This is a genomic window from Intrasporangium sp., assembly GCF_035688975.1.
Taxonomy (GTDB): Bacteria; Actinomycetota; Actinomycetes; order Actinomycetales; family Dermatophilaceae; genus CALMNV01.
Genome location: NZ_DASSMH010000152.1, coordinates 13334 through 34121, shown reverse-complemented (window position 1 = coordinate 34121; position 20788 = coordinate 13334). Strand labels below are relative to the sequence as shown.

Here is a 20788-nt window from a genome sequence, read left to right as displayed (position 1 = left end):
GCCGATGGTCAGCCGATGGTCAGCCGATGGTCAGCTGGGTGACGAGCCAGCGTCCGTCGAGGCCCTCGAGGCGCAGCGCGAGCGCCCGCACCCGGCCGTGGGCGACGACGACGGCGGCGGCCTCCACGACCCCGTCCGCGGGCTCGCAGAGCCGGATGCGGCGCACGACCGCTCCACGGCGCGTGCCCGCCTGCTGGCGCCGGGCCGAGACCAGCGCGCGCCGCGCGAGCACCGAGTAGACCCGCGGGGTCGTGTGGCGGATGAGCTGCGGCGGTGGCCGCTGCCCTGACACGACTTCGACGATGGCCTGCGCCATCTTGGCGACGAACGGCGCCGGGTCCCCGAGCTGGGCGGTGCGGCTGCGCCTGCGCTCGAAGGCGCCGTCCTCGTCGGGTGGGAAGAAGTCGAGCGCGAGGGACTCCTGGCCGGGTGCCGGGCCGCCGGCGTAGGCCTCGTCGGCAGGGATCGTCCGCGGCGCCGTCTGTGGAATGAGCCGCACCCGCAGGGCTGGGGGCGAGACGGGGCGGCTCATGGTCGCCCGCCGTGCCCCGGAGGCCGCAGCTGCTGCCCGGGCAGCAGCAGGTCCGGGTCGAGGCCGACGACGCCGCGGTTGGCGGCATACCACTGCGGCCAGGCCCGAGCGACCTCCGCGTCGCTGGCGTGCGGCCCGAGGTGCCGTGCCGCGATGCTCCACAGGGTGTCGCCGCGGCGGACGGTGACGAGCTCGGCTGTCGCCGCGGTCACTCTCGGGGGCGGGGCGAGCAACCGGCCCTCGTCCGCGTCGGAGCGCCGCGGGGGCGGTGGGGGCAGCCAGCCCCGTGACGCGGCCGCGGCCGCCGGAGGGTGGAATGCCGGGTCGGGCGCTGGCGGTGCGCCCTCCTCGGCGGCCGGCGTGCCGGAAGCGGTCGGGTCCGAGCCCGAGTCGGCGCTCGCCGGCGCGGGTCCGGACGACGCGGCGCTCGCCACCACGAGGGTGGCCGTGGTGGCCGCCCGGCCCGGGAGCGGCGCCGATCCCGCGGCTCCGGCCGGGAGCGCGACCGTGCCGAGCGACGTGCCGAGCACCATGGCCAGCGCCGTGCGCACGGCGCGTGGCGTGACCCGCGCCGCGACCCGGGCCGCCAGCCGCCCCAGGGCGCCGGGAAGCAGGGACAGGGCGGTGAGCAGCCCGCCCAGCCCCACCCAGCCGGCGAGGGCGGCCCCGGCCCACGCGAGCAGCCCCAGCACGACGTCCTCGGGCCGGACGACGGCGTGCGGCGCGGGCCAGGTCTCCCAGGCCGAGCGGGTGAGGAAGACGACCGCCGCCGCGCTCGCCCCAGCGCAGCCGGCGGCGGCGGCCAGCGGACGGCCCACGGCCCTGTGTAGCGGTGCATCCATGCCGTCATTCAAATGCGTTTCCTTGCTTTTGGTCAAGGAGACCGTGGTTTGGCTGTGGACAACGGGGGGTTGCGGCATACTGCTGCGCATCAGGCGTCGTCTGCAGGGAGGTCCCCATGCGCTGGGAGCGGCTCTTCGCCGACCTGGAGGCCCAGCTGGCCGCCGACGAGGGCCGCGACCTGGCCTTCGAGGTGGCCGACCGGACCCGGCGCGAGCGGGCCCTGCTCGACCTGCCCGCCCGGCTGCTCGCCAGCGTCGGAGCCACCATCACCGTCGTCACCGGCCCCAGCACGGTGGTCGGGCGCCTCGTCGACGTGGGCGGTGACTGGCTGCTGCTCGAGCCGGCACCGGGACGCCCCGTCCTCGTGCCCCTGACGGCCCTGCGCGCCGCTCGGGGCGTGGGGGTCGGCGCGGCGGCGACGACCGTGGTCGGTCGCCGCTTCGGCCTGGCCTCCGCGCTGCGCGCGGTGAGCCGGGACCGGGCCGTGGTCGAGGTGCTCGACCTGTCCGGCCGAGGCGCGACGGGCACGATCGACGTCGTCGGCGCCGACCACCTCGAGCTCGCCGAGCACGCACCCGACGAGCCACGCCGGGCTGCGAACGTCCACGGCGTCGTGCTCGTCCCCTTCACCGCGCTGGCTTCGGTGCGCAGACTCTGACGCCTGCCGTGCCCGCCGCCGAGGAAGGGGCCCGCTCAGTCGTCGGCGCCGGCCCCGAACGGATGCGCCTCGACGAAGGACCGCGTCTGCTGGTACATCCGCTGGATGTAGCTCTCCAGCTCGGTGGCCTCGACGCGCCACTGGCCGCGGCCGCCGACCTTGATGGCGGGCAGCTCGCCGGAGCGGACGAGGGCGTACGCCTGGGCCGAGGAGATGTTGAGGATCTCCGAGACCTCCGCCAGTTGCAGGAAGCGCTGCGCCACGGTTGCTCCTTGGACGAGGTGGTCGACGCACCCATCCTAGGGGCGCCGCTCCCGGCCCCCGCGGTTGTCCACAGGCTCCCCGGATACCCGGCGCGGACGCCTCCCCGTGCGGCAGGATGAGTCCGGCGAGGGAGCGGATCGGTCCGGTCGGACCGCGGATCAGGGGGTCAGGGATGACGCAGCTGCCGGCACCACGGGCCAAGCGCCTGCAGCGACCGTCGTGGCGGGACAGCCGCCTCGTGGTCGGCGTCCTGCTCGTCCTGCTCTCCGCCACGCTCGGCGCGAAGGCGGTGGCCAGCGCGGACGACCGCACGGCGCACTTCGTGGCAGCCCGCAACCTCGTGGCCGGCGACCCGATCTCGCCCGCCGACCTGCGCCGCGTCGACGTGCGGCTCGACGCGACCGCGTCCGGCTACCTGCGGGCCGACCGGCCAGCACCGCCCGGGCGGTTTGCCGTCCGCGACGTGCGGGAGGGCGAGCTCGTCCCCGTGTCGGCGATCGGGACGGCCGCCGAGGTCGGGGTGCAGCGGCTGACGGTCCGGGTGGATGCCGTGTCCGCCACCGGGCTGACGCAGGGCACGTCCGTGGATGTCTTCCTCAGCGAGAAGCCGCCGGGGGTCGCCTCGACCGAGCGGCGCCGCGCGACCAAGGCGCTCTCCTCGGTGGGGGTGGCGGCGGTGCTGCCCGGATCCAGCGGGCTGGGCTCCAACGCCACGACCTCGGTGCAGCTCTACGTGCCGTCCGAGAAGGTCCAGACGCTCGTGGAGGCGGTCGACGCCGACGCCAAGGTGACCCTCGTGCCCGTGGCAGGTGCGGCGAGCACCCCCGCGTCATGACCGACGTGCTCACCGCCCTCGGCCCCCACTGGGACGGCCGGGTCGCGGGGACGCTGGAGGCGGCGCGGGGCGTGACCGTGGCGCGCCGCTGCGCCGACCTGCCGGAGCTGCTGTCGGTGGCCCAGGCGGGTCTTGGCCGCTGCGTCATCGTCTCGCACGACCTGCGCGGGCTCGACCTCAGCGTCGTCGGTCGCCTCCGAGCGGGCCGGCTGCACGTCGTCGGCGTCCATCCGCCCGGCGACGAGGGCGCGGAGCGGCGGCTGCGCCAGCTGGGCATCGCGGCGGTGCTGCCCGTCGACGCCTCGCCCGAGCGGTTCGCGGAGGCGGTCGCCGGCGGCTCCCCGGCCCCGGCGGGGCCGCACGCAGCCCAGGACCTTCCCCTCGTCGGCGCGTTCGAGGTGCCCGACGACGTGTCGGGGGTGGCCGACGGCGGGTGGTCCCCGGCCGGGTCCGCAGCGGGGCGGCCGGACGATGAGGGCACGCTGGCTCCCCGCGAGCCCGACGAGCACCGGCCGGGGCGGGGTCGCCTCGTGGCGGTGTGGGGCCCCACCGGGGCGCCGGGCCGGACGACGGTGGCGGTGACCGTCGCCGCCGAGCTGGCCGCCCGCGGGATGCGCGTCGTGCTCGTCGACGCCGACACCTACGGCGGGTGCGTCGGCCAGACGCTCGGGCTGCTCGACGAGGCCCCGGGACTGGCGGCCGCGTGCCGCGCGGCCGACCACGGCGGGCTCGACCTGCCCACCCTGGCCGGGCTGGCCCCTGAGGTCACGGCGGGTCTGCGCGTGCTCACGGGCATCCCGAAGGCCGAACGCTGGACGGAGATCCGCGCGGCGTCGCTCGAGCGGGTCCTCTGGCTCGCCCGGGGGCTCGCCGACGTCGTCGTGGCCGACGTCGGCTTCTGCCTGGAGAACGACGAGGAGCTGAGCTACGACACGCTGGCTCCCCGGCGTAACGAGGCCACCTTGACCACGCTCGCCGCAGCCGACGCCGTGCTGGCCGTCGCCTCGGCCGACCCGGTGGGCCTGCAGCGGCTCGTCCGCGGCCTGCAGGAGATCGGCACCGTCCCGTCGCCCCCGCCCTTTCCCGTCGTCAACCGCGTCCGGTCCTCGGCCGTGGGTCCGCACCCGGAGACGCGGATCTCGGAGTCGCTGCTGCGGTTCGCCGGCGTGGAGCACGTGGTCTACCTGCCGGAGGACCGCGAGGCCGTCGATGCCGCGCTCCTCATGGGCCGTTCGGTGGTCGAGCACGCCCCCGAGTGCGCGTTGCGGCTCGCGGTGGCCCGTCTCGTCGACGCCGCGCTGCCCGGCGTCGCCTCGCCCTCCGTCATCCGCTCCCGCTGGCGCCGCCGCGCCTTCCTCAGCGGGATCGCCGGGGGCAGGTTCTCGCCGCTCAGGGGCTGAACAGCAGCGTCAGACCGCCCAGCGTGTAGCCGACCATGACGACGACGAGGGGCGCCTGCCCCACGACGGCGGCCCGCCGCGGGAGCACCGTCACGGCCCGCTCGTGGGCGGCGAGCACGCCGAGCAGGTGCCCGCTGACGATGCTGACCGCCTGGATCGTGGCCACGAGGGTCGGGCGGATGAGGGTGGCGTCCGGCCTGAGCCCGGCCAGCCCGAGGACGTCGTCGCCGGCGCCGAAGGGGTTGGACAGCAGCGCGAGGGTGAGCTGGCCCTGGTACACCCACAGCGACCAGTAGTGGGCGACGACGTATCCCGCCGCGATGGGCACCAGCGACGGCGCGAGGTCACTGGTCAGGGCAGGCCACGCCCCGGAGGGCAGCCCCGCGAGCCGGGCGGACACGGCCGCCGCCAGCGCCAGGGAGGCGCCCACGACGAGGAAGAACCCGAGGAGCGTGGCGCTCTCCAGCGCCGGTGCGGGCACCGGCGCCTGCTGCACGAAGGTGGCCCACGACAGGTTGCCGGTGAACCCGTCGTATGCCGTCGAGCCCAGCATCACGGACACGAGGGGAACGAGCCCGGCCTGCCCACGCAGCTCGTTGACGCCGTGCAGCGGCGAGCGCAGCACCCACCGGCCGTCGTCGCGGCGCCCGAGCGGCGAGAGCAGCCCGAGGAGCCGGGACCACGCCTCGAAGGGGTCGGCCCGCTCGAACCAGGCCCGGCCGAAGACCGCGCTGCCGAGGACCGTGGCCGCGACGAAGGCGAGCACGACGACCCGGAGGAAGGGCAGGCTCGTGTTGTCGTCGGCGACGAGCTCCACCCAGGTGAAGGCGGCCAGGCCGGCGGCGGCGGGCCACAGCCCGCCGCGGTAGGGCAGCAGGGCGAGGTCGGGGTCGACGCGCGCGAGGCGCAGCAGGCCGGCGTGCAGCAGCCGCAGCGGGTTGACGACGCGCCAGACCGGCCCGAGGGCCATCGAGGCGAAGGCGACGCCGACCCAGAGCCAGACATAGACCACGGACGGGACGGGGTTGCGGGCCGTGTCCGCGCCGGCCACGAGCGCCAGGGCAACCCAGAGCGTGAGCGCGACGATGACGGCCCGCGCGGTGACCCGCAGAGCGGGGGCGTCGAGCGCCGCGGCGGCCCACCGGGGCAGCAGGACGCCGTCGCCGGGACGAAGGCGCGGCTGGCGCCACAGGGCCGCGAGCACGACGAAGGAGATGACGAGCACCGCCACCGCGGCCGTGACCAGCGCGGCGAAGGGCAGGGGCAGGTCCTGCCGGTTGCCGACTCCGTGGGCCGGCAGCCCGGCGGGGACCATGGCGAGGGCTGCGGCCATGCACATCCTCGGGCCCTCAGCGGACCGCGACGGTGAGCAGGGTCAGGGCCGGCTCGTGGGTCTCCACGTCGTAGACCCCTGGTGTCGCGCCGGAGAGCGTGACGGTCGCCGCCACCCCGGCCTTGAGGGCGGCGGACACGTCGAAGCCGTGGGCATGCAGCTCGTCGTCGTGGTCACTCGTGACGACGAGGACGAGTCGGTCGCCCGCGGCGAGCTCGACCTGGGAGGGGGCCGGGTCGACGCGCGAGCCGGTGATCGTCACGGTCCGGGTCACCGCGGCTCCGGGTGTCGCGGGGCTCGCTCCCGACGGGGCCGCCGGCGACCCACACCCGGCGGCCACCGCGAGGGCGACCAGGGTGGCGGCATACGGCAGGCGGGAACGGGCTGGCGACATGGCCCCGATCGTAGGCGCTGCCGTTCTGGCAGAGTGAGGGCCATGCCCGACCGGCTCACCTCGCTCGACGCGTCGTTCCTCTACCTCGAGGAGTCCACCACCGCCATGCACGTCGGGTCGGTCATGGTGTTCGAGCCGCCGCGGGCCGGGTTCGACCTCGACCGGCTCGTGCGGATCATCGAGCACCGCATCGGGGCCATCCCCCGGTTCCGCCAGAAGGTGCGCGACGTGCCGGCCCGGATCGCCAACCCGGTGTGGGTCGACGACGAGAACTTCGACCTCAGCTACCACGTGCGCCGGGCGGCCCTGCCCCGGCCGGGCACCGACCGCCAGCTGCAGGACTTCGTCTCCAGGGTCCAGCCCCGCAAGCTCGACCGCACCCGGCCGCTGTGGGAGATCTACCTCGTCGAGGGGCTTGAAGGCGGCCGCTTCGCCCTCGTGACGAAGACCCACCACGCGCTCATCGACGGTGTCCACGCCCTCGACATCGCGCACCTGCTCGTCGACGCCGAGCCGGGAGACCGCACCGAGACGGAGGAGCCGGGACTCTGGGAGCCACAGCGTGCGCCCTCGGGCGCCGAGCTGGTCACGGGCGCCCTCCTCGACGTGGTCCGCCGGCCCACGCAGGTCATCGACCTCGTCCGGGGCGGCCTCAACGACGCCCTCAACGTCGGACTGCAGGCGGTGGAGTCGGCGGGCGCCGTGCTCGGCGCGCTGGCCCGCACGGCCGCGCGGCCGGCGCCCGACTCCCCGCTCAACACCGCCATCGGCTCGGCCCGGCGCTGGGCCATGATCGCCTCCGACCTCGAGGACTACCGGACCGTGCGCACCCGGCTGGCCAAGGGTCCCTATGCCGAGGACGTCACCGTCAACGACGTCATCCTCGCCACCATCGCCGGCGGCCTGCGCACGTGGCTGCTCGGCCGCGGGGAGCCGGTGGGTCGTCGCAGCGTCGTGCGGGCCATGGTGCCCGTGAGCGTCTACGGCGACGACCCGACCGGGCTCTACGCCAACGAGGTCATGGCCTGCGTCGTCGACCTGCCGGTCGGCGAGCCCGGCGCGTCGATGCGGCTGCATCAGATCGCCTTCGCCATGCGCCAGCAGATGGAGGTGGGCCAGGCCGTCGGGGCGCGGTCCCTGGCCAACCTGGCCGGCTTCGCCCCACCGACGCTGCACGCGCTCGGCGCGCGACTGGGCTCGGCGATGTCCCGGCGGCTCTACAACGTCATGGTCACCAACGTGCCGGGCCCGCAGATGCCGCTCTATGCCGGGGAGGCGAAGATGGTCTCGACCTATCCCGTCACGCCGCTCGCCAAGGGCCAGGCGCTCGCCGTCGGCGTCACGTCCTACAACGGTGGGGTCTTCTACGGGCTCAACGCCGACCGTGACGCGATGCCCGACGTCGACGTCCTCGGCGAGTCGATCGTCGACGCGCTCGCGGAGCTGGCGAGCGGGCGGGAGGGCTGATGGCCGTCGTGCGCGTGTACGTGCCGGTGGGGCGCCGGTCGCTCGCCCACCTTGCCGAGGCAGGCGTCCTCGAGGCGGCCCCCGAGCGGCCCGTCGCGGCGTATGCCGTCACCCCCGAGCTCTCGGCAGGCGCGCCCGCCGCCGACGTGGAGGACCTCGAGTACGCCGCCTTCTGCGACGCCGTCCGGGCGGCCGCCGCCGCACGCGACCTCCCAGGCGACCGACGCGTGGTCCTCGCGGCGGATGCCGACCCGGGGCAGCTCCTCCCGGGCGCCGCCCGCCCCGCCGGAGGTGGGGGCGTCGCGGGCGGCGCAGACCGACAGGCCACCGCCTCTCGCGTCTCGCTCGTGGGTCCCCTGCGGCTCGAGCGGGTGGCGTCCTGCCATGTCGACGAGGAGCCGCACGGGTCCGGCCCCCCGGGCGCCGAGGACGGGCCGCTGCCGCTGGAGCTGCTCTGGTATGACGTCACGGAGCTGGCCGAGGTGCGGCGGCTGCTGTCCTGACCGACCCCACCCTGCACGCGCGAACGACCCGGCCGCGCTGTCTGGGGCGCGACCGGGTCGCCCGGGGGGCGTCTCCGCCCGCCGCCTGAGGCGTGGCGGCGCTGCGGGGACGAATCACGGCGGGTCCAAAGACCCTGGGGGTGTTCAGTCCGATTCTTGTCGTCGCCCTTTCCTCGGTACGGAAGGCCCGGCCGTCGTGCTCCGGGCCTGTGCCCAGCGGGCCTGGCACCTTCGAAGACTCCCTCGCCCTGCGCGGATGACGCGGGCTCGCCCGTCTCGGTGGCCGTGGCGCGGGCACCGAGAGCGGGCGCGCGGGCCCCGGGAGCAGGCGCGACGTGCCCGCACCGCTGAGGCGGCCGCCCGGGGCCCGGTGCGGCCGCGCCGCACGCCGCGCCGCACGCCGCGTCATGCACCGCAGGCCACGACGTCCGGGCGGGAGGGCGGTCCTGCCACCTCCCGCGGCGGGGGCGGGGCCGACGAGCGGGGCCGGCGCGGCGAGCCCATCAGTCCGTCGCGCCCCGGAGTCCGCGATGGGTCATGTCGGCGGCGGCCAGCACCTCGAGGAAGAAGTCCGCGGCCGCCGCGGCCACGCCGACGACCTCGTCGGGCCGGGTGTCGCGCAGCACGTCGAGCAGCACGTCGTGGTGCACGCGCGCCAGCTCCAGGATGCTGACGCCGTGCGCGAGAGCCGTGCGGCCGAGCTCGTAGCCGCTGGCCAGGGGCGCCTCCTCGCGTCGGGGCAGGTAGCGCAGGAGCGCGACCCGGTAGTCGCGGGTCAGCGCCGCGAGGTCGTTCACCGCCGCGGGCCCGCCGAGCGGTCCCCGCGGGCGTCGCCGACCCGCCGGTCGAGCAGCTCCAGGCCCTCCTCGAGGTCGAGGGCGGTGGGAACCGCCCCGACTCCCATGCCCAGCTCCACCATGGCGAAGGCGACGTCGGGCTGGATCCCGACGATCACGGTCACCGCGCCCCGCAGCCGGGCCATCTCCGCGATGGTGCCCAGCGTCCGCGAGCCGAAGGAGTCGAGGACGTCGAGAGCCGCCACGTCGATGATGACGCCGCGGGAGCGGTAGCGCCCGATCTGCTCGATGAGGTCGGTCCGGAAGCGGACCATCTGCCCGTCGTCCAGCGCGGTGTGCACCGATGCGATCAGGTACGACCCCTGCCGCATGATGGAGACGAGTGCCGGTCCGAGGCTCACGAGCCCGGCGCCTCCTGGTCCCGGGTCACGGTGAAGCCGAGCAGGCGCTCCGCCTCCTCCAGGCCGCCCTGCAGGTCGCCGATGGTGTTCATCTTGCTGAGGTCGACGCCGATCGTGACGAGGGTCTGCGCGATCTTGGGGGAGAGGCCGGTGATGATGACGCTGGCCCCCATGAGGCGGGAGGCATCGACGGTCTTCACGAGGTGGTTGGCCACCGCCTCGTCCACCTCGGGTGCCCCCGTGATGTCGATGACCACGACCTTGGCGCGATGCGTGCGGATGCCGGCGAGCAGCTGCTCGGTGAGCTGGCGGGCTCGCTCGCTGTCGAGAATGCCGATGATGGGCAGGATGAGCAGCCGCTCCCGCACGGGCAGCACCGGGGTCGAGAGCTCCCGGATCGCCTCCTGCTGCTGGCGGATGACGCGCTCCCGCTCCTCCACGAAGCTCACGGCGACCGTGTTCGCGATGCGGTTGGCGGCCGGCTCGTAGGCGTCGAGCACCCGGTTGAGCAGCGCGAAGTCGCGCTGGTACTTCTCGAAGAGCGACCTCGCCAGCACGTCCCGCAGCAGCAGCACGATCCCGACCACCTCGTGCGTCTCGACGCCCCGGGGGATGATCCGCTCGGACAGGTCGCGGGCGTAGTGCTGCAGGGCCTCGACGCTTCCCGTCTCGAGGACCCCGACGTAGTTGTCATAGACGGAGGTCGTCTCGGCCGCCATCTCCTTCGGGGTCATGGCCTCGAGCAGGTGCGCCTCCTGGATGCGGCCGGCCCACTCCTGCCGCAGCTTCGTCCGATGCTCGCGCAGGTGGGCGACGAGCTGGGGGAGCAGCTGCTCCCCGTCGCGATGGCTCCAGCCGGGCGGGCGGTCCTGCGCGGACCCGGCATTGTCGTCGCTACCCATGTCATCTCTCCTGTCGCCACTTGGTCATGGTCACGGTCGTCCCTCGCCCGGGCTCGGAGACGATGGCGAACTCGTCCATGAGCCGCCGGCTCCCGGGCAGGCCGATCCCGAGCCCGCCGTACGTGCTGAACCCGTCCCGGAGCGCCTCCTGCACGTCCGGTATGCCGGGTCCCGCGTCGCGCGCGGTGATCTGCACCCCACGCCGCGGCCCGTCGATGAGCTCGACGAGGACCTCCCCCCGGCCGGCGAAGCGCACGATGTTGCGGGCCACCTCGGACACGGCGGTGGCCAGGACGGTCAGGTCGGTGCTGCCGAACTGCAACCGGGCAGCCAGCTCCCGGGCGGCCTGCCGGGCGGCGACGATGTCGGCGTCGGACGAGATGGGGATGTGCACCGCGTCGTCCCGGGGATGCCCGCGATGCAGCAGCGGCTGGCTCAGGCGCGCACACAGGGTGCACTCGAGCAGGTGACGGGCCGCGTCGAGCTCGTGCTGGCGCCGGCGGTCCCCGCTCGAGACGGCGAGCAGCACCGGTCGGCATCGGTCGGAGGGTGGCTCGGCCTGCTCGAGCACGAGCAGGTACTCCACCCGCAGGCGGGCTCGGGAGCGGTTGAGCCGTGCGGCGACGGCGCCCGCGGTGGTGCCTTCCCGGGCCGCCAGCGACTGGGTGGCCTCGCCGGAGACCTCGTGCGCGAGCAGCGCCTGACGCTCGCGGTCCGAGAGCCTGGCGAGCGCCTCCGCGATGGCGGCCTGCTCCTCGTGGGCCAGCAGGTGCTCATCGGGCGCTTCGGGCCGGCGCAGGTCCACGACCCGGTGCCGGTTGCGCTGGTGCCGGTCGGACTCGCGCCACATCGACGCGACGACGTTGCGTGCCGTGGCGATGGCGTACGGCTCCACCATGGCCGGGTCGATGGTCGCCGATGCGGCGAGGACGCGCACGAGCGTCTCCTGCACGAGGTCCTCGGCCGCCGGATGGCTGCCCACCCGGGCACCGACGATCCGGCGCACCATCGGCAGCAGCGCGGCCACGTCGGCCGGCTGCTGCGACTGCGGTCGGACCCGGTCGGGCTGTGCCCCGGTCACACGCCGACAGTACAGCCGTTGCCCGGGACCCGGGCCGGCCCTCGTGCCGTGGGCGGCACCGACGGTCGCGCCGTCCCAGCCCGTGGGCGCGCGGGGGAGCCGGGGAACGGGCTGTTGTTACGTTGCGCCCATGGATTTCACCGCCGACGAGTACGCCCGACGTGACGCCGACCGCCTGCGGCACGTGCTCTGGGGTCCCCCCGTCACCTGGGTCTTCGTCGGTGACAGCATCACCCAGGGTGTGACGCACACCCGCGGCTGGCGCTCCTACGTCGAGCACTTCGCGGAGCGGGTGCGTGGAGAGCTGGGGCGCCGGGCCGACGCCGTGGTCAACACCGGTGTCGCCGCTGCGACGGCCGAGGGCGTCCTCCCAGAGTTCCACTGGCGGGTCGGGCGCTTCGGCCCGGACGTCGTCGCGGTGATGTTCGGCAGCAACGACGCCAACGAGGGCCTCGACGGCATCCGGTCCTATCGCTACGCCCTCGACCAGCTCGTGCAGCGCTCCCGGGACGTGGGGGCGACCGTCGTCCTGCAGACGCCGCCGCCCGTCCAGTCCGGCGGGCGCCCGGCCCCGGACGTCGTCGCGGCATACGCCGAGGAGGTCCGCTCCCTCGCCGCCCACCTCGGGGTCGTCCTCGTCGACCACCACGCCAGGTGGACGCAGGCGGGGGCGGACGGTGGCCCCCAGCTGTGGTTCGACGACCTGGTGCACCCCAGCGCGGCCGGGCACCTCGAGCTGGCCCGGACGCTCTTCGACACGCTCGGGATCGCGGACGCGCGCAGCGGCGTCTGTGCGCTGCAGGTGGCCGCACAGCCCGCCGGCTGACCCCGGGCGTCCCGCCGTCGTCGGGGTCCGGTCAGGGTCGGGTCAGGGACGACCACCATGGCGCGTGCCGGCCGGGCGCCCGCAGACTGGGTCCATGACACACGACGACCACTACCGACCCGACCCGACCCGCGACGCCGCCCGGGGCGTCGCGCTCTCCTCCGACGACGAGCGCACGTGGGCCATGCTCGCCCACGGGTCGGCGCTCGTGGCGGCCATCGTCTCGGCCGGCTGGCTCTCCTTCGTCGGCCCCCTCCTCGTCTGGGCCCTCTACAAGGACCGGAGCGCGTTCGTCCGGCGCTCGGCGGCCGGGGCCTTCAACTTCAACATCGTCCTGTGGGTCCTGTCCATCGTGGGGTGGGTCTTCTTCATCACCCTCATCGGCATCCCGATCGCCCTCATCCTCTGGGTCATCGTCTTCGTGGCGAGCATCCTGTTCCACCTCGTCGGGGCCATGCGTGCCTACCGGGGCGAGGAGTACCGCTATCCCTGGGGCATCACCGTGCTGCGCTGACCGCGTGTCACGATGGAACGGACCGCCCGCACGCGGCGGCCCGTTCCCTCGACCGTGGAGCTGAGATGGATGCCGTGACCCGCGTCCCCCCGCCGGTGAACGAACCCGTCCTGGACTACGCGCCGGGCTCGCCGGAGCGGGCGGCGCTGGAGGTGGCGCTCGCCGAGCTCGGTGCGGGTCGGGGGGAGCTGCCGCACACGATCGGCGGCCGCCGGGTGGTCGGGGCGGGCGCGGAGGTGGTGGTGCGCCAGCCCCACGCGCACGCGAAGGTGCTGGGCACGTTGCGGACCGCGACCGTGAGCGAGGCCCGGGCCGCGGTGGACGCGGCCAAGGCCGCGGCGCCCGGATGGCGCGAGCTGTCCTTCGACGACCGGGCGGCCGTGCTGCTCAAGGCCGCCGAGCTGCTGTCGGGCCCGTGGCGGGCGCGGCTCAACGCCGCCACGATGCTGGGCCAGTCCAAGACGGCATACCAGGCCGAGATCGACGCGGCCTGCGAGCTCATCGACTTCTGGCGGATCAACGTCCACTTCGCCCGGCAGATCCTGGCGGAGCAGCCGCCCCTGCACGCCAAGGGAGTGTGGAACCGCTCGGACTACCGCCCCTTGGAGGGGTTCGTCTACGCGATCACGCCGTTCAACTTCACCGCGATCGCCGGCAACCTGCCGACGGCGCCGGCGCTCATGGGCAACACCGTGGTGTGGAAGCCGTCTCCGACGCAGCAGCTGGCGGCCCAGCTGACGATGGAGCTGCTGGAGGAGGCCGGTATGCCGCCGGGCGTGGTCAACCTCGTGGCCGGGGACGGCCGGGACGTCTCGACCGTCGCACTGGCGGACGAGGACCTGGCCGGGATCCACTTCACCGGCTCGACGGCGACGTTCCAGCACCTGTGGAGCCAGGTCGCATCCAACCTGCAGCGGTACCGGACGTATCCGCGGCTGGTGGGCGAGACCGGTGGCAAGGACTTCATCCTCGCTCATCCCAGCGCGGACCCCGACGTGCTGCGCACGGCGATGATCCGCGGCGCGTTCGAGTACCAGGGACAGAAGTGCTCGGCCGCCTCCCGGGCCTACGTCCCCGCCTCGGTGTGGTCGCGGGTCCGGGACGACCTCGTCGCGATCACCAACGACCTGCCGCAGGGGGACGTGACCGACCTGTCGAACTTCCTCGGCGCGGTGATCGACGCCCGAGCCTTCGCCAAGCACCGGGACGCGATCGACCGGGCTCACGCCACGACCGGTGTCGACGTCATCGCGGGCGGGACCTACGACAACTCGGTCGGGTACTTCGTGCGGCCCACCATCCTGGAGGTCAAGGACCCGACCGACGAGTCGTTCAGGACCGAGTACTTCGGTCCCATCCTGTCCGTGCACGTGTTCGACGACGGTGACTACGACGCCGTCCTTCAGCAGATGGAGCGGTTCTCGCCCTACGCCCTGACCGGCTCGGTCATCGCCCAGGACCGCCACGCCATCGCCGACGCCACGGCCCGGCTACGGTTCGCCGCGGGCAACTTCTACATCAACGACAAGCCCACCGGCGCCGTCGTGGGTCAGCAGCCCTTCGGCGGCGGCCGGGCCTCGGGCACCAACGACAAGGCCGGCGCGGCGCAGAACCTGCTGCGGTGGACCAGCGTCCGCTCGATCAAGGAGACGTTCGTGCCGCCCACCTCGCACGGGTATCCCCACATGCGCTGACCGCCCGGCCTGCTCAGCGCCGTCCGACCAGCCACTCCTGGGCGGTGCGGTACTCGCTGTCCATGGCGTCCGTGACGGCCGGCGCCGCGGCCTTCTCGATCTTGCCGCCGAGGAGCGGGATCGACGCCTTGAGCTCGCCGTCGACCGTGAGGCTCGAGCCGGTCCCCGACGGGGCGAGGCGCACCGTGGCGCGCATCGCGATGGGAGCCCCCGCCACCTCGACCGTGAGGTCGCCGTCGCGGCTGCCGTCGGCACCCGCCCCGCCCCACCGGTACGTCTCGGTGATGGCCAGCGTGGACCCCACGAGCGACTTCGCGAAGTCGGGAAGGCCCTGCGTGGGCAGGTCCCGGCGCGTGAGGATCCGCGACCCCTCGCCCTGGGCGGTGATCGTCACGTCGTGGCGCAACGCGCCCGCCTCCACGCACTTGCGCTCCTGGAAGGCGGGGTCGGTGAGCATGGCGTAGACGACGTCGGTCGGGGCGGCATAGTCGACCGTCTTGGTGATCTTCATGGGACGTACCGTAACGGGCCGCGCCTCACCAGCCGGGCGCCTCGGCTGCCGAGCCGGTCCGGGCGCGCTCCGAGAGCCGCTCGAGGCGGGCCGCGGACGCGTGCACCTCACGCTGGAGGTCGGCGAGCGCCTCCGCGTCGGCGGTCACGACGCGGCTGAGGTGGGCCTGGAGGCAGGCTCGTGAGCGGAGCCGGTCGGCCGGATCCGTGCGGCTCGGCCCCGCGGGCTCGACCACATGCTCGCCCTGCACCCGCAGGTCGGCGGCGGCGCAGTCCTGCTCCAACCGACGCAGCCGGGCCGCGGTCTCGACCGTCGTGGTGGCAAAGCCCTGCAGCTGGGCCCCGACCCGGTCCAGCTCCTCCGCGGTGCGGGCCAGCAGGGCCCGCTCCGGCGCGGTCGGGTCGGGACGACCGGGCGCGCGCCCGCGGCGGGAGGGCCGCTCGAGCTCGTCGAGGAGCCGGGCGAGCCGCAGGGCGTGTCCGCGCAGGGCGCCGCCGAGCACGGACACCGAGGCGGGGTCCCCGGGTCGAGAGGTCATGTCGACCTCCCGGCACCGAGGAGCCGTTCCTCGAGGGCCTCCGAGACCGCGCGCAGCGTGTCGGCGGCCTGCTCGACCCAGGCGTCGAGCAGGCGCTGGGTGGCCGGGTCGCCGACGTCGGGCAGGTGGGTGAGCAGGTCGTCCGCGACCTCCCGGGTCGCGGACCGGGCCCTGGCCAGCGCGGCGCGGGGTGGGTCGGCCGCCCGCGGCGCGTCGCTCGTCCGGTCCGTCATGCCCACCACTGTAGGGAGGTTGACACAGTCGCCGCGCTGGTTCTCCACCACCCCCAGCGGGGGAAGCCGTCGGAGGGCGGCGATACGCTCATAGGACGTAGTGCCGGCACGACGGCGTGCGGGCAACGAAACGGTGAGGAACCGCAGGCGCATGTCCACGTCACTCGAACACTCCCGAACCGATGTCCTGCACGCCGCCTCCTCCTCGCGAAAGGGTCTCGAGCCCTTCCTGCACGCCTACTACCACCTGGTTGCGAGCGAGGACCTGCTCTCGCGGGACCCCCACGAGCTCGCCGCGATCGCGCTCGGGCACCGCGCCTTCGCCGCGCATCGGCCCGTCGGGACCCTCAACGTCCGCGCGTTCAACCCGACCCGGGAGCGGGACGGGTGGGAGAGCCCGCACACGATCGTCGAGAGCGTCATCGACGACATGCCCTTCCTCGTCGACTCCGTCGTCTCGGCGCTCGGCGGCTTCGACAGCGGGGTCCACCTCATCGTCCACCCACAGCTGTCGGTGCTGCGCGACATCACGGGTGAGCTGCGTGACATCGTCCTCGACGATGCGGCTGAGGCGCTCGAGGGCCTGGACGCGGGCGTCGCCCCCGTGCAGGAGTCCTGGATGCACCTCGAGGTGGACCGTCTGCCCGAGGACTCGCTCGCCGACGCGGAGGAGCGGCTGCGGCACGTGCTGGACAACGTGCGGGACGCCGTCGAGGACTGGCCCAAGATGCGGGCCCGCGCCCTCGACCTGGCCGCGCAGCTGCGGGCCGGGCCGCCTCCCGGGACCGACCCGCACGAGGCGCGCGAGGCCGGGCGGTTCCTCGAGTGGCTCGCCGACGACAACTTCACCTTCCTCGGCTACCGCGAGTACGCCCTGACTCGCGAGCACGGCAAGGACATCTCGAGGTCCCTGCCGGGGACCGGGCTCGGCCTGCTGCGCTACGACCGCGCCGAGGCGAGCAGCGGGCTCGTCCTCACGACCGCGGCGAGCCGGGCCGCCCGGGACCGCACGGTGCTCATCATCACCAAGGCGAACTCCCGTTCCACGGTGCACCGCAACGCCTACCTCGACTACATCTCGATCAAGAAGTTCGACCCGAGCGGCCAGTGCGTGGGCGAGATGCGCTTCCTCGGGCTCTTCGCGTCGGCCGCGTACAACGACGCCATCCACGACATCCCGCTGCTCGACGTCCGGGCCCAGGAGGTGCTGCGCCTCGCCGGCCTGCGTCCTGAGAGCCACTCGGGCAAGGACATCCTGTCCATCCTCGAGACCTACCCCCGCGACGAGCTGTTCCAGACCAGTGCCCCCCAGCTCGCGGAGATCGCCACGAGCGTGCTGCACCTGCAGGAGCGACGTCGCACCAAGCTCTTCCTGCGGCGCGACCAGTTCGGCCGCTTCGTCTCGTGCCTGGTCTACCTGCCCCGCGACCGCTACAACACGACGGTCCGCCTCCGGATCGAACGGATCCTCCTCGAGGCGTGGGGCGGCCAGAACATCGACAGCACGACCCGGGTCAGCGACTCCACGCTCGCCCGCCTGCACTACGTCGTCCGTATGCCGTCGGGCCAGGAGATCCCCACGGTGGACGAGGCCGCGCTCGAGCGTCGCATCGTCGACGCCACCCGCACGTGGGAGGAGGACCTGGCCGAGCTGCTGCGCCGGACGCGCGGCCCGGAGCGCGCGGCCCGCGCCATGACGGCATACGGCAAGCGGCTGCCCGAGGCCTACAAGGAGGACTTCGACGTCGCGACGGCGGCCGAGGACCTCGAGCGCATCGACGCGCTCGACGGGACCGACCACGCCACCGGCCTGCACCTCTACCGCGACCCCGGTTCCGCGTCCGACGCGGAGCGCCGGTTCAAGCTCTACCGCCGCGAGAGCCTCTCGCTCACGCGCGTGCTGCCCCTCTTCACCCACCTCGGGGTCGAGGTCACCGACGAGCGGCCCTACGAGCTGACCGGTCCTGAGGACGACATCCTCCACATCTACGACTTCGGGCTCGAGGCCGGGGACGCCGCGGAGTGGGGTCGCGGCGAGGCCACCGACGACGTGAGCGCCCGCTTCGAGGAGGCCTTCCGGGCGGTCTGGGTGGGCGAGGCCGAGTCGGACGGGTTCAACGCGCTCGTGCTGGGCGCCGGCCTCGGTTGGCGCCAGGTGGTGATCCTGCGCACCGTCGCCAAGTACCTGCGTCAGACGGGGTCCACGTTCTCGCAGAGCTATGTCGCGTCGGCTCTGCGGGCCCACCCCGCCATCGCGCGCAGCCTCGTCGAGCTCTTCGAGGCCCGGTTCGACCCCGAGGCCTTCGCCGCGGACCCGACCGGCACCCAGCAGCGGGCGGCCGCGACCGACGCCGTCGTCGAGCGCATCCAGGGCGACCTCGACGCCGTCGCGAGCCTCGACCACGACCGCATCTTCCGGGCCCTGCTCGGCGTGGTCCTCGCCAGCCTGCGGACCAACTACTTCCAGGTCGACGAGGCCGGGCAGCCCAAGCCGTACGTGTCGCTCAAGCTCGACCCCAAGCAGGTCCCCGACCTGCCGGCGCCTCGGCCGCGGTTCGAGATCTGGGTCTACAGCCCCCGCGTGGAAGGGGTGCACCTGCGCTTCGGGAAGGTCGCCCGCGGCGGGCTGCGGTGGTCGGACCGTCGGGAGGACTTCCGCACCGAGATCCTCGGCCTCGTCAAGGCGCAGATGGTCAAGAACGCCGTCATCGTGCCGACCGGCTCCAAGGGCGGCTTCTACGCCAAGCAGCTGCCCGACCCCGCCCTCGACCGGCGCGCGTGGCTCGACGAGGGCATCGCGGCATACCAGCTGTTCATCTCCGGGCTGCTCGACCTCACTGACAACCTCGTCTCGGGCGCGGCGGTGCCGCCGCCGCGGGTCGTGCGGCACGACGAGGACGACACCTACCTCGTCGTCGCGGCCGACAAGGGGACGGCGTCGTTCTCCGACATCGCCAACGCCCTGTCTGCCGACTACGGCTTCTGGCTCGACGACGCCTTCGCGTCCGGCGGCTCGACCGGCTACGACCACAAGGCGATGGGCATCACCGCCCGCGGCGCCTGGGAGTCGGTCAAGCGGCACTTCCGGGAGATCGGGGTGGACTGCCAGTCCGAGGACTTCACCGCGGTAGGCATCGGCGACATGAGCGGCGACGTCTTCGGCAACGGCATGCTCCTGTCGCGGCACATCCGCCTCGTCGCGGCCTTCGACCACCGGCACATCTTCGTCGACCCCGACCCGGACGCCGAGACCTCGTTCACCGAGCGGCGCCGCCTCTTCGAGCTGCCGGGCTCGTCGTGGATGGACTACGACCGGCAGCTGATCTCCGACGGGGGAGGGGTCTTCGACCGCAGCGCCAAGGCGGTGCGGGTGAGCCCGCCGATGGCGCAGGCCCTGGGGCTGCCCGACACGACCGGCTCGCTCACCCCGGCCGAGCTCATGCGGGCCATCCTGCAGGCTCCGGTCGACCTGCTGTGGAACGGCGGGATCGGCACCTACGTCAAGGCCTCGACGGAGAGCGCTGCGGAGATCGGCGACCGCGCCAACGACGCCATCCGCGTCAATGGCAGCGAGCTGCGGTGCAAGGTGGTCGGCGAGGGCGGCAACCTCGGCATGAGCCAGCTCGGCCGCATCGAGGCAGCGCTCGGCGGCGTCCACGTGAACACCGACGCCATCGACAACAGCGCGGGGGTCGACACCTCGGACCACGAGGTCAACATCAAGATCCTCCTCACGGGGCTGACGCGAAGCGGGCAGCTGACCATGGAGCGGCGCAACGCGCTGCTCGCGTCGATGACCGACGAGGTGGCCCGGCAGGTCCTGCGGGACAACTACGAGCAGAACGTCCTCCTCGGCAACGCGCGGGCCCAGCAGCACGGGATGCTCGTCGTCCACGAGCGGCTCATCCAGTTCCTCGAGGAGCACGGCGACCTCGACCGGTCGCTCGAGTTCCTGCCCAGCGACGCCGAGATCGCGCGGCGCCACAAGGCTGGCATCGGCCTCGCCTCCCCGGAGTTCGCCGTGCTCGCGGCATACGCCAAGCTGCACCTCAAGAGCCAGCTGCTGGCCTCCGCGCTGCCCGACGACCCGTGGTTCGGCGCCACCCTCGCCGACTACTTCCCCCAGCCCCTGCGCGGCCCGTATGCCGCCGCGATCGCCGAGCACCCCCTGCGCCGCGAGATCATCACCAACTCCGTCGTCAACTCCATGGTCAACCGGGGCGGCATCACGTTCGCCTACCGGGCCGGGGAGGAGACCGGGGCGAGCCCGGAGCATGTGGCCCGGGCCTACGTCGTGTGCCGGGAGGTCTTCGACCTCGCGGCGTTCGTGCGCGCGGTCGAGGCGACGGACAACGTCGTCAGCACGCGCGCCCAGACCGCCCTCTACCTCGAGTTCCGCCGGCTGCTCGACCGGTCGGTGCGCTGGTTCCTCAGCTCCCGCCCGTCGGTGCTCGACGTCGCGGCGGAGGTGGCCCGGTTCCGGCCGGGCGTCGAGCGGTTCGCCGACCGGGTGCCGCACCTGCTGCAGGGCAGCGAGCGCGAGCGGCACGCGCGGCGGGTCCGCGAGCTGGTCGAGGACGGTGTCCCGGAGACGCTCGCCTCGACCGCCGCAGCGCTGCTCGACCGCTACTCGCTGCTCGACTGCATCGAGCTCGCGCAGGACACCGGTGAGGCGCTCGACGACGTCGTGCGGGTCTACTTCCTGACGTCGGACACGTTCTCCATCGACGCCATGCTCACGCGCGTCACCATGCTGCCGAGGGAGGACCGGTGGGACGCGATGGCCCGTGGCGCGCTGCGTGACGACCTCTATGCCGTGCTGCAGAGCCTGACCCGCTCCGTCCTGGAGGTGAGCCGGCGCGGGCAGACGCCGGAGGAGCGGCTGGCGCAGTGGGCGCAGCTCAACGCGGACGCGCTGGCGCGGGCCCGCACGGCGCTCGGCGGCATCGACCGGATGAGCCACCCGGGAATCGCGGCACTCTCGGTGGCCCTGCGCACGTTGCGCACGGTGACCAAGCCGGCCGCCTCGGCAACCGCCTGACCCCCACCCCCAGATAACTGG

Annotated in this window: 21 protein-coding genes; 9 read left to right on the top strand and 12 right to left on the bottom strand. The window is 73.9% G+C overall.

The genetic code is table 11. From position 1 onward, the window contains the following. Nucleotides 1-19: 19 nt before the first annotated feature. Together VFJ94_RS15930 and VFJ94_RS15925 are read right to left on the bottom strand one after the other, a co-directional pair. On the bottom strand, nt 20-532 hold the full coding sequence (locus tag VFJ94_RS15930; protein WP_325005208.1) for an Rv3235 family protein: 513 nt from the start codon (nt 530-532) through the stop codon (nt 20-22). Next, entirely contained in the window at nt 529-1350 is an 822-nt protein-coding gene (locus VFJ94_RS15925; protein ID WP_325005207.1) for a LysM peptidoglycan-binding domain-containing protein, read from the bottom strand. Before VFJ94_RS15925 ends, VFJ94_RS15930 begins: the two co-directional genes overlap by 4 nt. Before the next feature lie 140 nt (nt 1351-1490). Here VFJ94_RS15925 and VFJ94_RS15920 point away from each other — a divergent pair, with 140 nt between their 5' ends. After that, the gene (locus VFJ94_RS15920; RefSeq protein ID WP_325005206.1) at nt 1491-2033 is read left to right on the top strand and encodes a hypothetical protein; all 543 of its coding nucleotides are present in this window, start codon (nt 1491-1493) and stop codon (nt 2031-2033) included. Nucleotides 2034-2068: 35 nt separating this feature from the next. Here VFJ94_RS15920 and VFJ94_RS15915 read toward each other — a convergent pair whose 3' ends face one another. Continuing rightward, complete coding sequence (locus VFJ94_RS15915; protein ID WP_325005205.1) at nt 2069-2296, bottom strand: helix-turn-helix domain-containing protein; 228 nt, start codon at nt 2294-2296, stop codon at nt 2069-2071. A gap of 173 nt (nt 2297-2469) precedes the next feature. On the opposite strand from VFJ94_RS15915, the gene VFJ94_RS15910 reads away from it, so the two are divergent. Together VFJ94_RS15910 and VFJ94_RS15905 are read left to right on the top strand one after the other, a co-directional pair. After that, complete coding sequence (locus VFJ94_RS15910) at nt 2470-3132, top strand: SAF domain-containing protein (protein WP_325005204.1); 663 nt, start codon at nt 2470-2472, stop codon at nt 3130-3132. Then, nucleotides 3129-4532, top strand: coding sequence for a hypothetical protein (locus VFJ94_RS15905; protein WP_325005203.1), 1404 nt, complete (start codon nt 3129-3131; stop codon nt 4530-4532). Before VFJ94_RS15910 ends, VFJ94_RS15905 begins: the two co-directional genes overlap by 4 nt. On the opposite strand, the gene VFJ94_RS15900 is transcribed toward VFJ94_RS15905, so the two are convergent. Together VFJ94_RS15900 and VFJ94_RS15895 are read right to left on the bottom strand one after the other, a co-directional pair. Further along, nucleotides 4522-5865, bottom strand: coding sequence for a hypothetical protein (locus VFJ94_RS15900; protein WP_325005202.1), 1344 nt, complete (start codon nt 5863-5865; stop codon nt 4522-4524). The two genes, VFJ94_RS15905 and VFJ94_RS15900, sit on opposite strands and share 11 nt — an antisense overlap. A gap of 16 nt (nt 5866-5881) precedes the next feature. Continuing rightward, nucleotides 5882-6259 carry a hypothetical protein gene (locus VFJ94_RS15895; RefSeq protein ID WP_325005201.1) on the bottom strand — a complete coding sequence of 126 codons (378 nt, stop codon included), beginning with the start codon at nt 6257-6259 and terminating at the stop codon, nt 5882-5884. A gap of 42 nt (nt 6260-6301) precedes the next feature. Here VFJ94_RS15895 and VFJ94_RS15890 point away from each other — a divergent pair, with 42 nt between their 5' ends. After that, on the top strand, nt 6302-7726 hold the full coding sequence (locus VFJ94_RS15890) for a wax ester/triacylglycerol synthase family O-acyltransferase (protein WP_325005200.1): 1425 nt from the start codon (nt 6302-6304) through the stop codon (nt 7724-7726). Beyond that, nucleotides 7726-8229: a DUF6912 family protein gene (locus tag VFJ94_RS15885; protein ID WP_325005199.1), complete on the top strand. Its 504-nt coding sequence runs from the start codon at nt 7726-7728 to the stop codon at nt 8227-8229. Before VFJ94_RS15890 ends, VFJ94_RS15885 begins: the two co-directional genes overlap by 1 nt. A 503-nt stretch (nt 8230-8732) precedes the next feature. On the opposite strand, the gene VFJ94_RS15880 is transcribed toward VFJ94_RS15885, so the two are convergent. From VFJ94_RS15880 to VFJ94_RS15865, 4 genes are read right to left on the bottom strand one after another with little or no spacing between them, the layout of a single operon-like run. After that, the gene (locus tag VFJ94_RS15880) at nt 8733-9026 is read right to left on the bottom strand and encodes a phosphatase RsbU N-terminal domain-containing protein (protein WP_325005198.1); all 294 of its coding nucleotides are present in this window, start codon (nt 9024-9026) and stop codon (nt 8733-8735) included. Further along, nucleotides 9023-9427, bottom strand: a complete 405-nt coding sequence (locus VFJ94_RS15875; protein ID WP_325005197.1) for an STAS domain-containing protein — start codon at nt 9425-9427, stop codon at nt 9023-9025. The genes VFJ94_RS15880 and VFJ94_RS15875 overlap by 4 nt, the downstream gene beginning before the upstream one ends. Next, nucleotides 9424-10329, bottom strand: coding sequence for an STAS domain-containing protein (locus VFJ94_RS15870; RefSeq protein WP_325005196.1), 906 nt, complete (start codon nt 10327-10329; stop codon nt 9424-9426). The genes VFJ94_RS15875 and VFJ94_RS15870 overlap by 4 nt, the downstream gene beginning before the upstream one ends. 1 nt (nt 10330) lies before the next feature. Continuing rightward, the gene (locus VFJ94_RS15865; RefSeq protein WP_325005195.1) at nt 10331-11410 is read right to left on the bottom strand and encodes a sigma-70 family RNA polymerase sigma factor; all 1080 of its coding nucleotides are present in this window, start codon (nt 11408-11410) and stop codon (nt 10331-10333) included. Between the two features lie 130 nt (nt 11411-11540). Here VFJ94_RS15865 and VFJ94_RS15860 point away from each other — a divergent pair, with 130 nt between their 5' ends. The 3 genes from VFJ94_RS15860 to pruA all read left to right on the top strand — a co-directional run bounded on the left by VFJ94_RS15860 (nt 11541) and on the right by pruA (nt 14444). Further along, the gene (locus VFJ94_RS15860; RefSeq protein ID WP_325005194.1) at nt 11541-12236 is read left to right on the top strand and encodes an SGNH/GDSL hydrolase family protein; all 696 of its coding nucleotides are present in this window, start codon (nt 11541-11543) and stop codon (nt 12234-12236) included. Between the two features lie 94 nt (nt 12237-12330). Further along, nucleotides 12331-12750, top strand: a complete 420-nt coding sequence (locus tag VFJ94_RS15855) for a DUF4870 domain-containing protein (protein WP_325005193.1) — start codon at nt 12331-12333, stop codon at nt 12748-12750. 65 nt (nt 12751-12815) lie between these two features. Continuing rightward, nucleotides 12816-14444, top strand: a complete 1629-nt coding sequence (gene pruA / locus VFJ94_RS15850; protein ID WP_325005192.1) for an L-glutamate gamma-semialdehyde dehydrogenase — start codon at nt 12816-12818, stop codon at nt 14442-14444. A gap of 13 nt (nt 14445-14457) precedes the next feature. Here pruA and VFJ94_RS15845 read toward each other — a convergent pair whose 3' ends face one another. Genes VFJ94_RS15845 through VFJ94_RS15835 form a run of 3 tightly spaced genes read right to left on the bottom strand, consistent with a single transcriptional unit; the run spans nt 14458 to nt 15726 of the window. Beyond that, complete coding sequence (locus tag VFJ94_RS15845; RefSeq protein ID WP_325005191.1) at nt 14458-14955, bottom strand: DUF2505 domain-containing protein; 498 nt, start codon at nt 14953-14955, stop codon at nt 14458-14460. Nucleotides 14956-14980: 25 nt separating this feature from the next. Further along, nucleotides 14981-15493, bottom strand: coding sequence for a hypothetical protein (locus VFJ94_RS15840; protein WP_325005190.1), 513 nt, complete (start codon nt 15491-15493; stop codon nt 14981-14983). Further along, on the bottom strand, nt 15490-15726 hold the full coding sequence (locus VFJ94_RS15835) for a hypothetical protein (protein WP_325005189.1): 237 nt from the start codon (nt 15724-15726) through the stop codon (nt 15490-15492). The genes VFJ94_RS15840 and VFJ94_RS15835 overlap by 4 nt, the downstream gene beginning before the upstream one ends. Nucleotides 15727-15877: 151 nt before the next feature. Between VFJ94_RS15835 and VFJ94_RS15830 the strand changes: the two genes are divergently transcribed. Beyond that, nucleotides 15878-20767 carry an NAD-glutamate dehydrogenase gene (locus VFJ94_RS15830; RefSeq protein WP_325005188.1) on the top strand — a complete coding sequence of 1630 codons (4890 nt, stop codon included), beginning with the start codon at nt 15878-15880 and terminating at the stop codon, nt 20765-20767. Nucleotides 20768-20788: the final 21 nt, after the last annotated feature.

Bases quoted from the DNA above. Each gene is read 5' to 3' on its own strand.
- VFJ94_RS15930 (WP_325005208.1), bottom strand. From the start codon at position 532: ATGAGCCGCCCCGTCTCGCCCCCAGCCCTGCGGGTGCGGCTCATTCCA.
- VFJ94_RS15920 (WP_325005206.1), top strand. From the start codon at position 1,491: ATGCGCTGGGAGCGGCTCTTCGCCGACCTGGAGGCCCAGCTGGCCGCC.
- VFJ94_RS15910 (WP_325005204.1), top strand. From the start codon at position 2,470: ATGACGCAGCTGCCGGCACCACGGGCCAAGCGCCTGCAGCGACCGTCG.
- VFJ94_RS15905 (WP_325005203.1), top strand. From the start codon at position 3,129: ATGACCGACGTGCTCACCGCCCTCGGCCCCCACTGGGACGGCCGGGTC.
- VFJ94_RS15900 (WP_325005202.1), bottom strand. From the start codon at position 5,865: ATGGCCGCAGCCCTCGCCATGGTCCCCGCCGGGCTGCCGGCCCACGGA.
- VFJ94_RS15895 (WP_325005201.1), bottom strand. From the start codon at position 6,259: ATGTCGCCAGCCCGTTCCCGCCTGCCGTATGCCGCCACCCTGGTCGCC.
- VFJ94_RS15890 (WP_325005200.1), top strand. From the start codon at position 6,302: ATGCCCGACCGGCTCACCTCGCTCGACGCGTCGTTCCTCTACCTCGAG.
- VFJ94_RS15885 (WP_325005199.1), top strand. From the start codon at position 7,726: ATGGCCGTCGTGCGCGTGTACGTGCCGGTGGGGCGCCGGTCGCTCGCC.
- VFJ94_RS15870 (WP_325005196.1), bottom strand. From the start codon at position 10,329: ATGGGTAGCGACGACAATGCCGGGTCCGCGCAGGACCGCCCGCCCGGC.
- VFJ94_RS15860 (WP_325005194.1), top strand. From the start codon at position 11,541: ATGGATTTCACCGCCGACGAGTACGCCCGACGTGACGCCGACCGCCTG.
- VFJ94_RS15855 (WP_325005193.1), top strand. From the start codon at position 12,331: ATGACACACGACGACCACTACCGACCCGACCCGACCCGCGACGCCGCC.
- pruA (WP_325005192.1), top strand. From the start codon at position 12,816: ATGGATGCCGTGACCCGCGTCCCCCCGCCGGTGAACGAACCCGTCCTG.
- VFJ94_RS15845 (WP_325005191.1), bottom strand. From the start codon at position 14,955: ATGAAGATCACCAAGACGGTCGACTATGCCGCCCCGACCGACGTCGTC.
- VFJ94_RS15840 (WP_325005190.1), bottom strand. From the start codon at position 15,493: ATGACCTCTCGACCCGGGGACCCCGCCTCGGTGTCCGTGCTCGGCGGC.
- VFJ94_RS15835 (WP_325005189.1), bottom strand. From the start codon at position 15,726: ATGACGGACCGGACGAGCGACGCGCCGCGGGCGGCCGACCCACCCCGC.
- VFJ94_RS15830 (WP_325005188.1), top strand. From the start codon at position 15,878: ATGTCCACGTCACTCGAACACTCCCGAACCGATGTCCTGCACGCCGCC.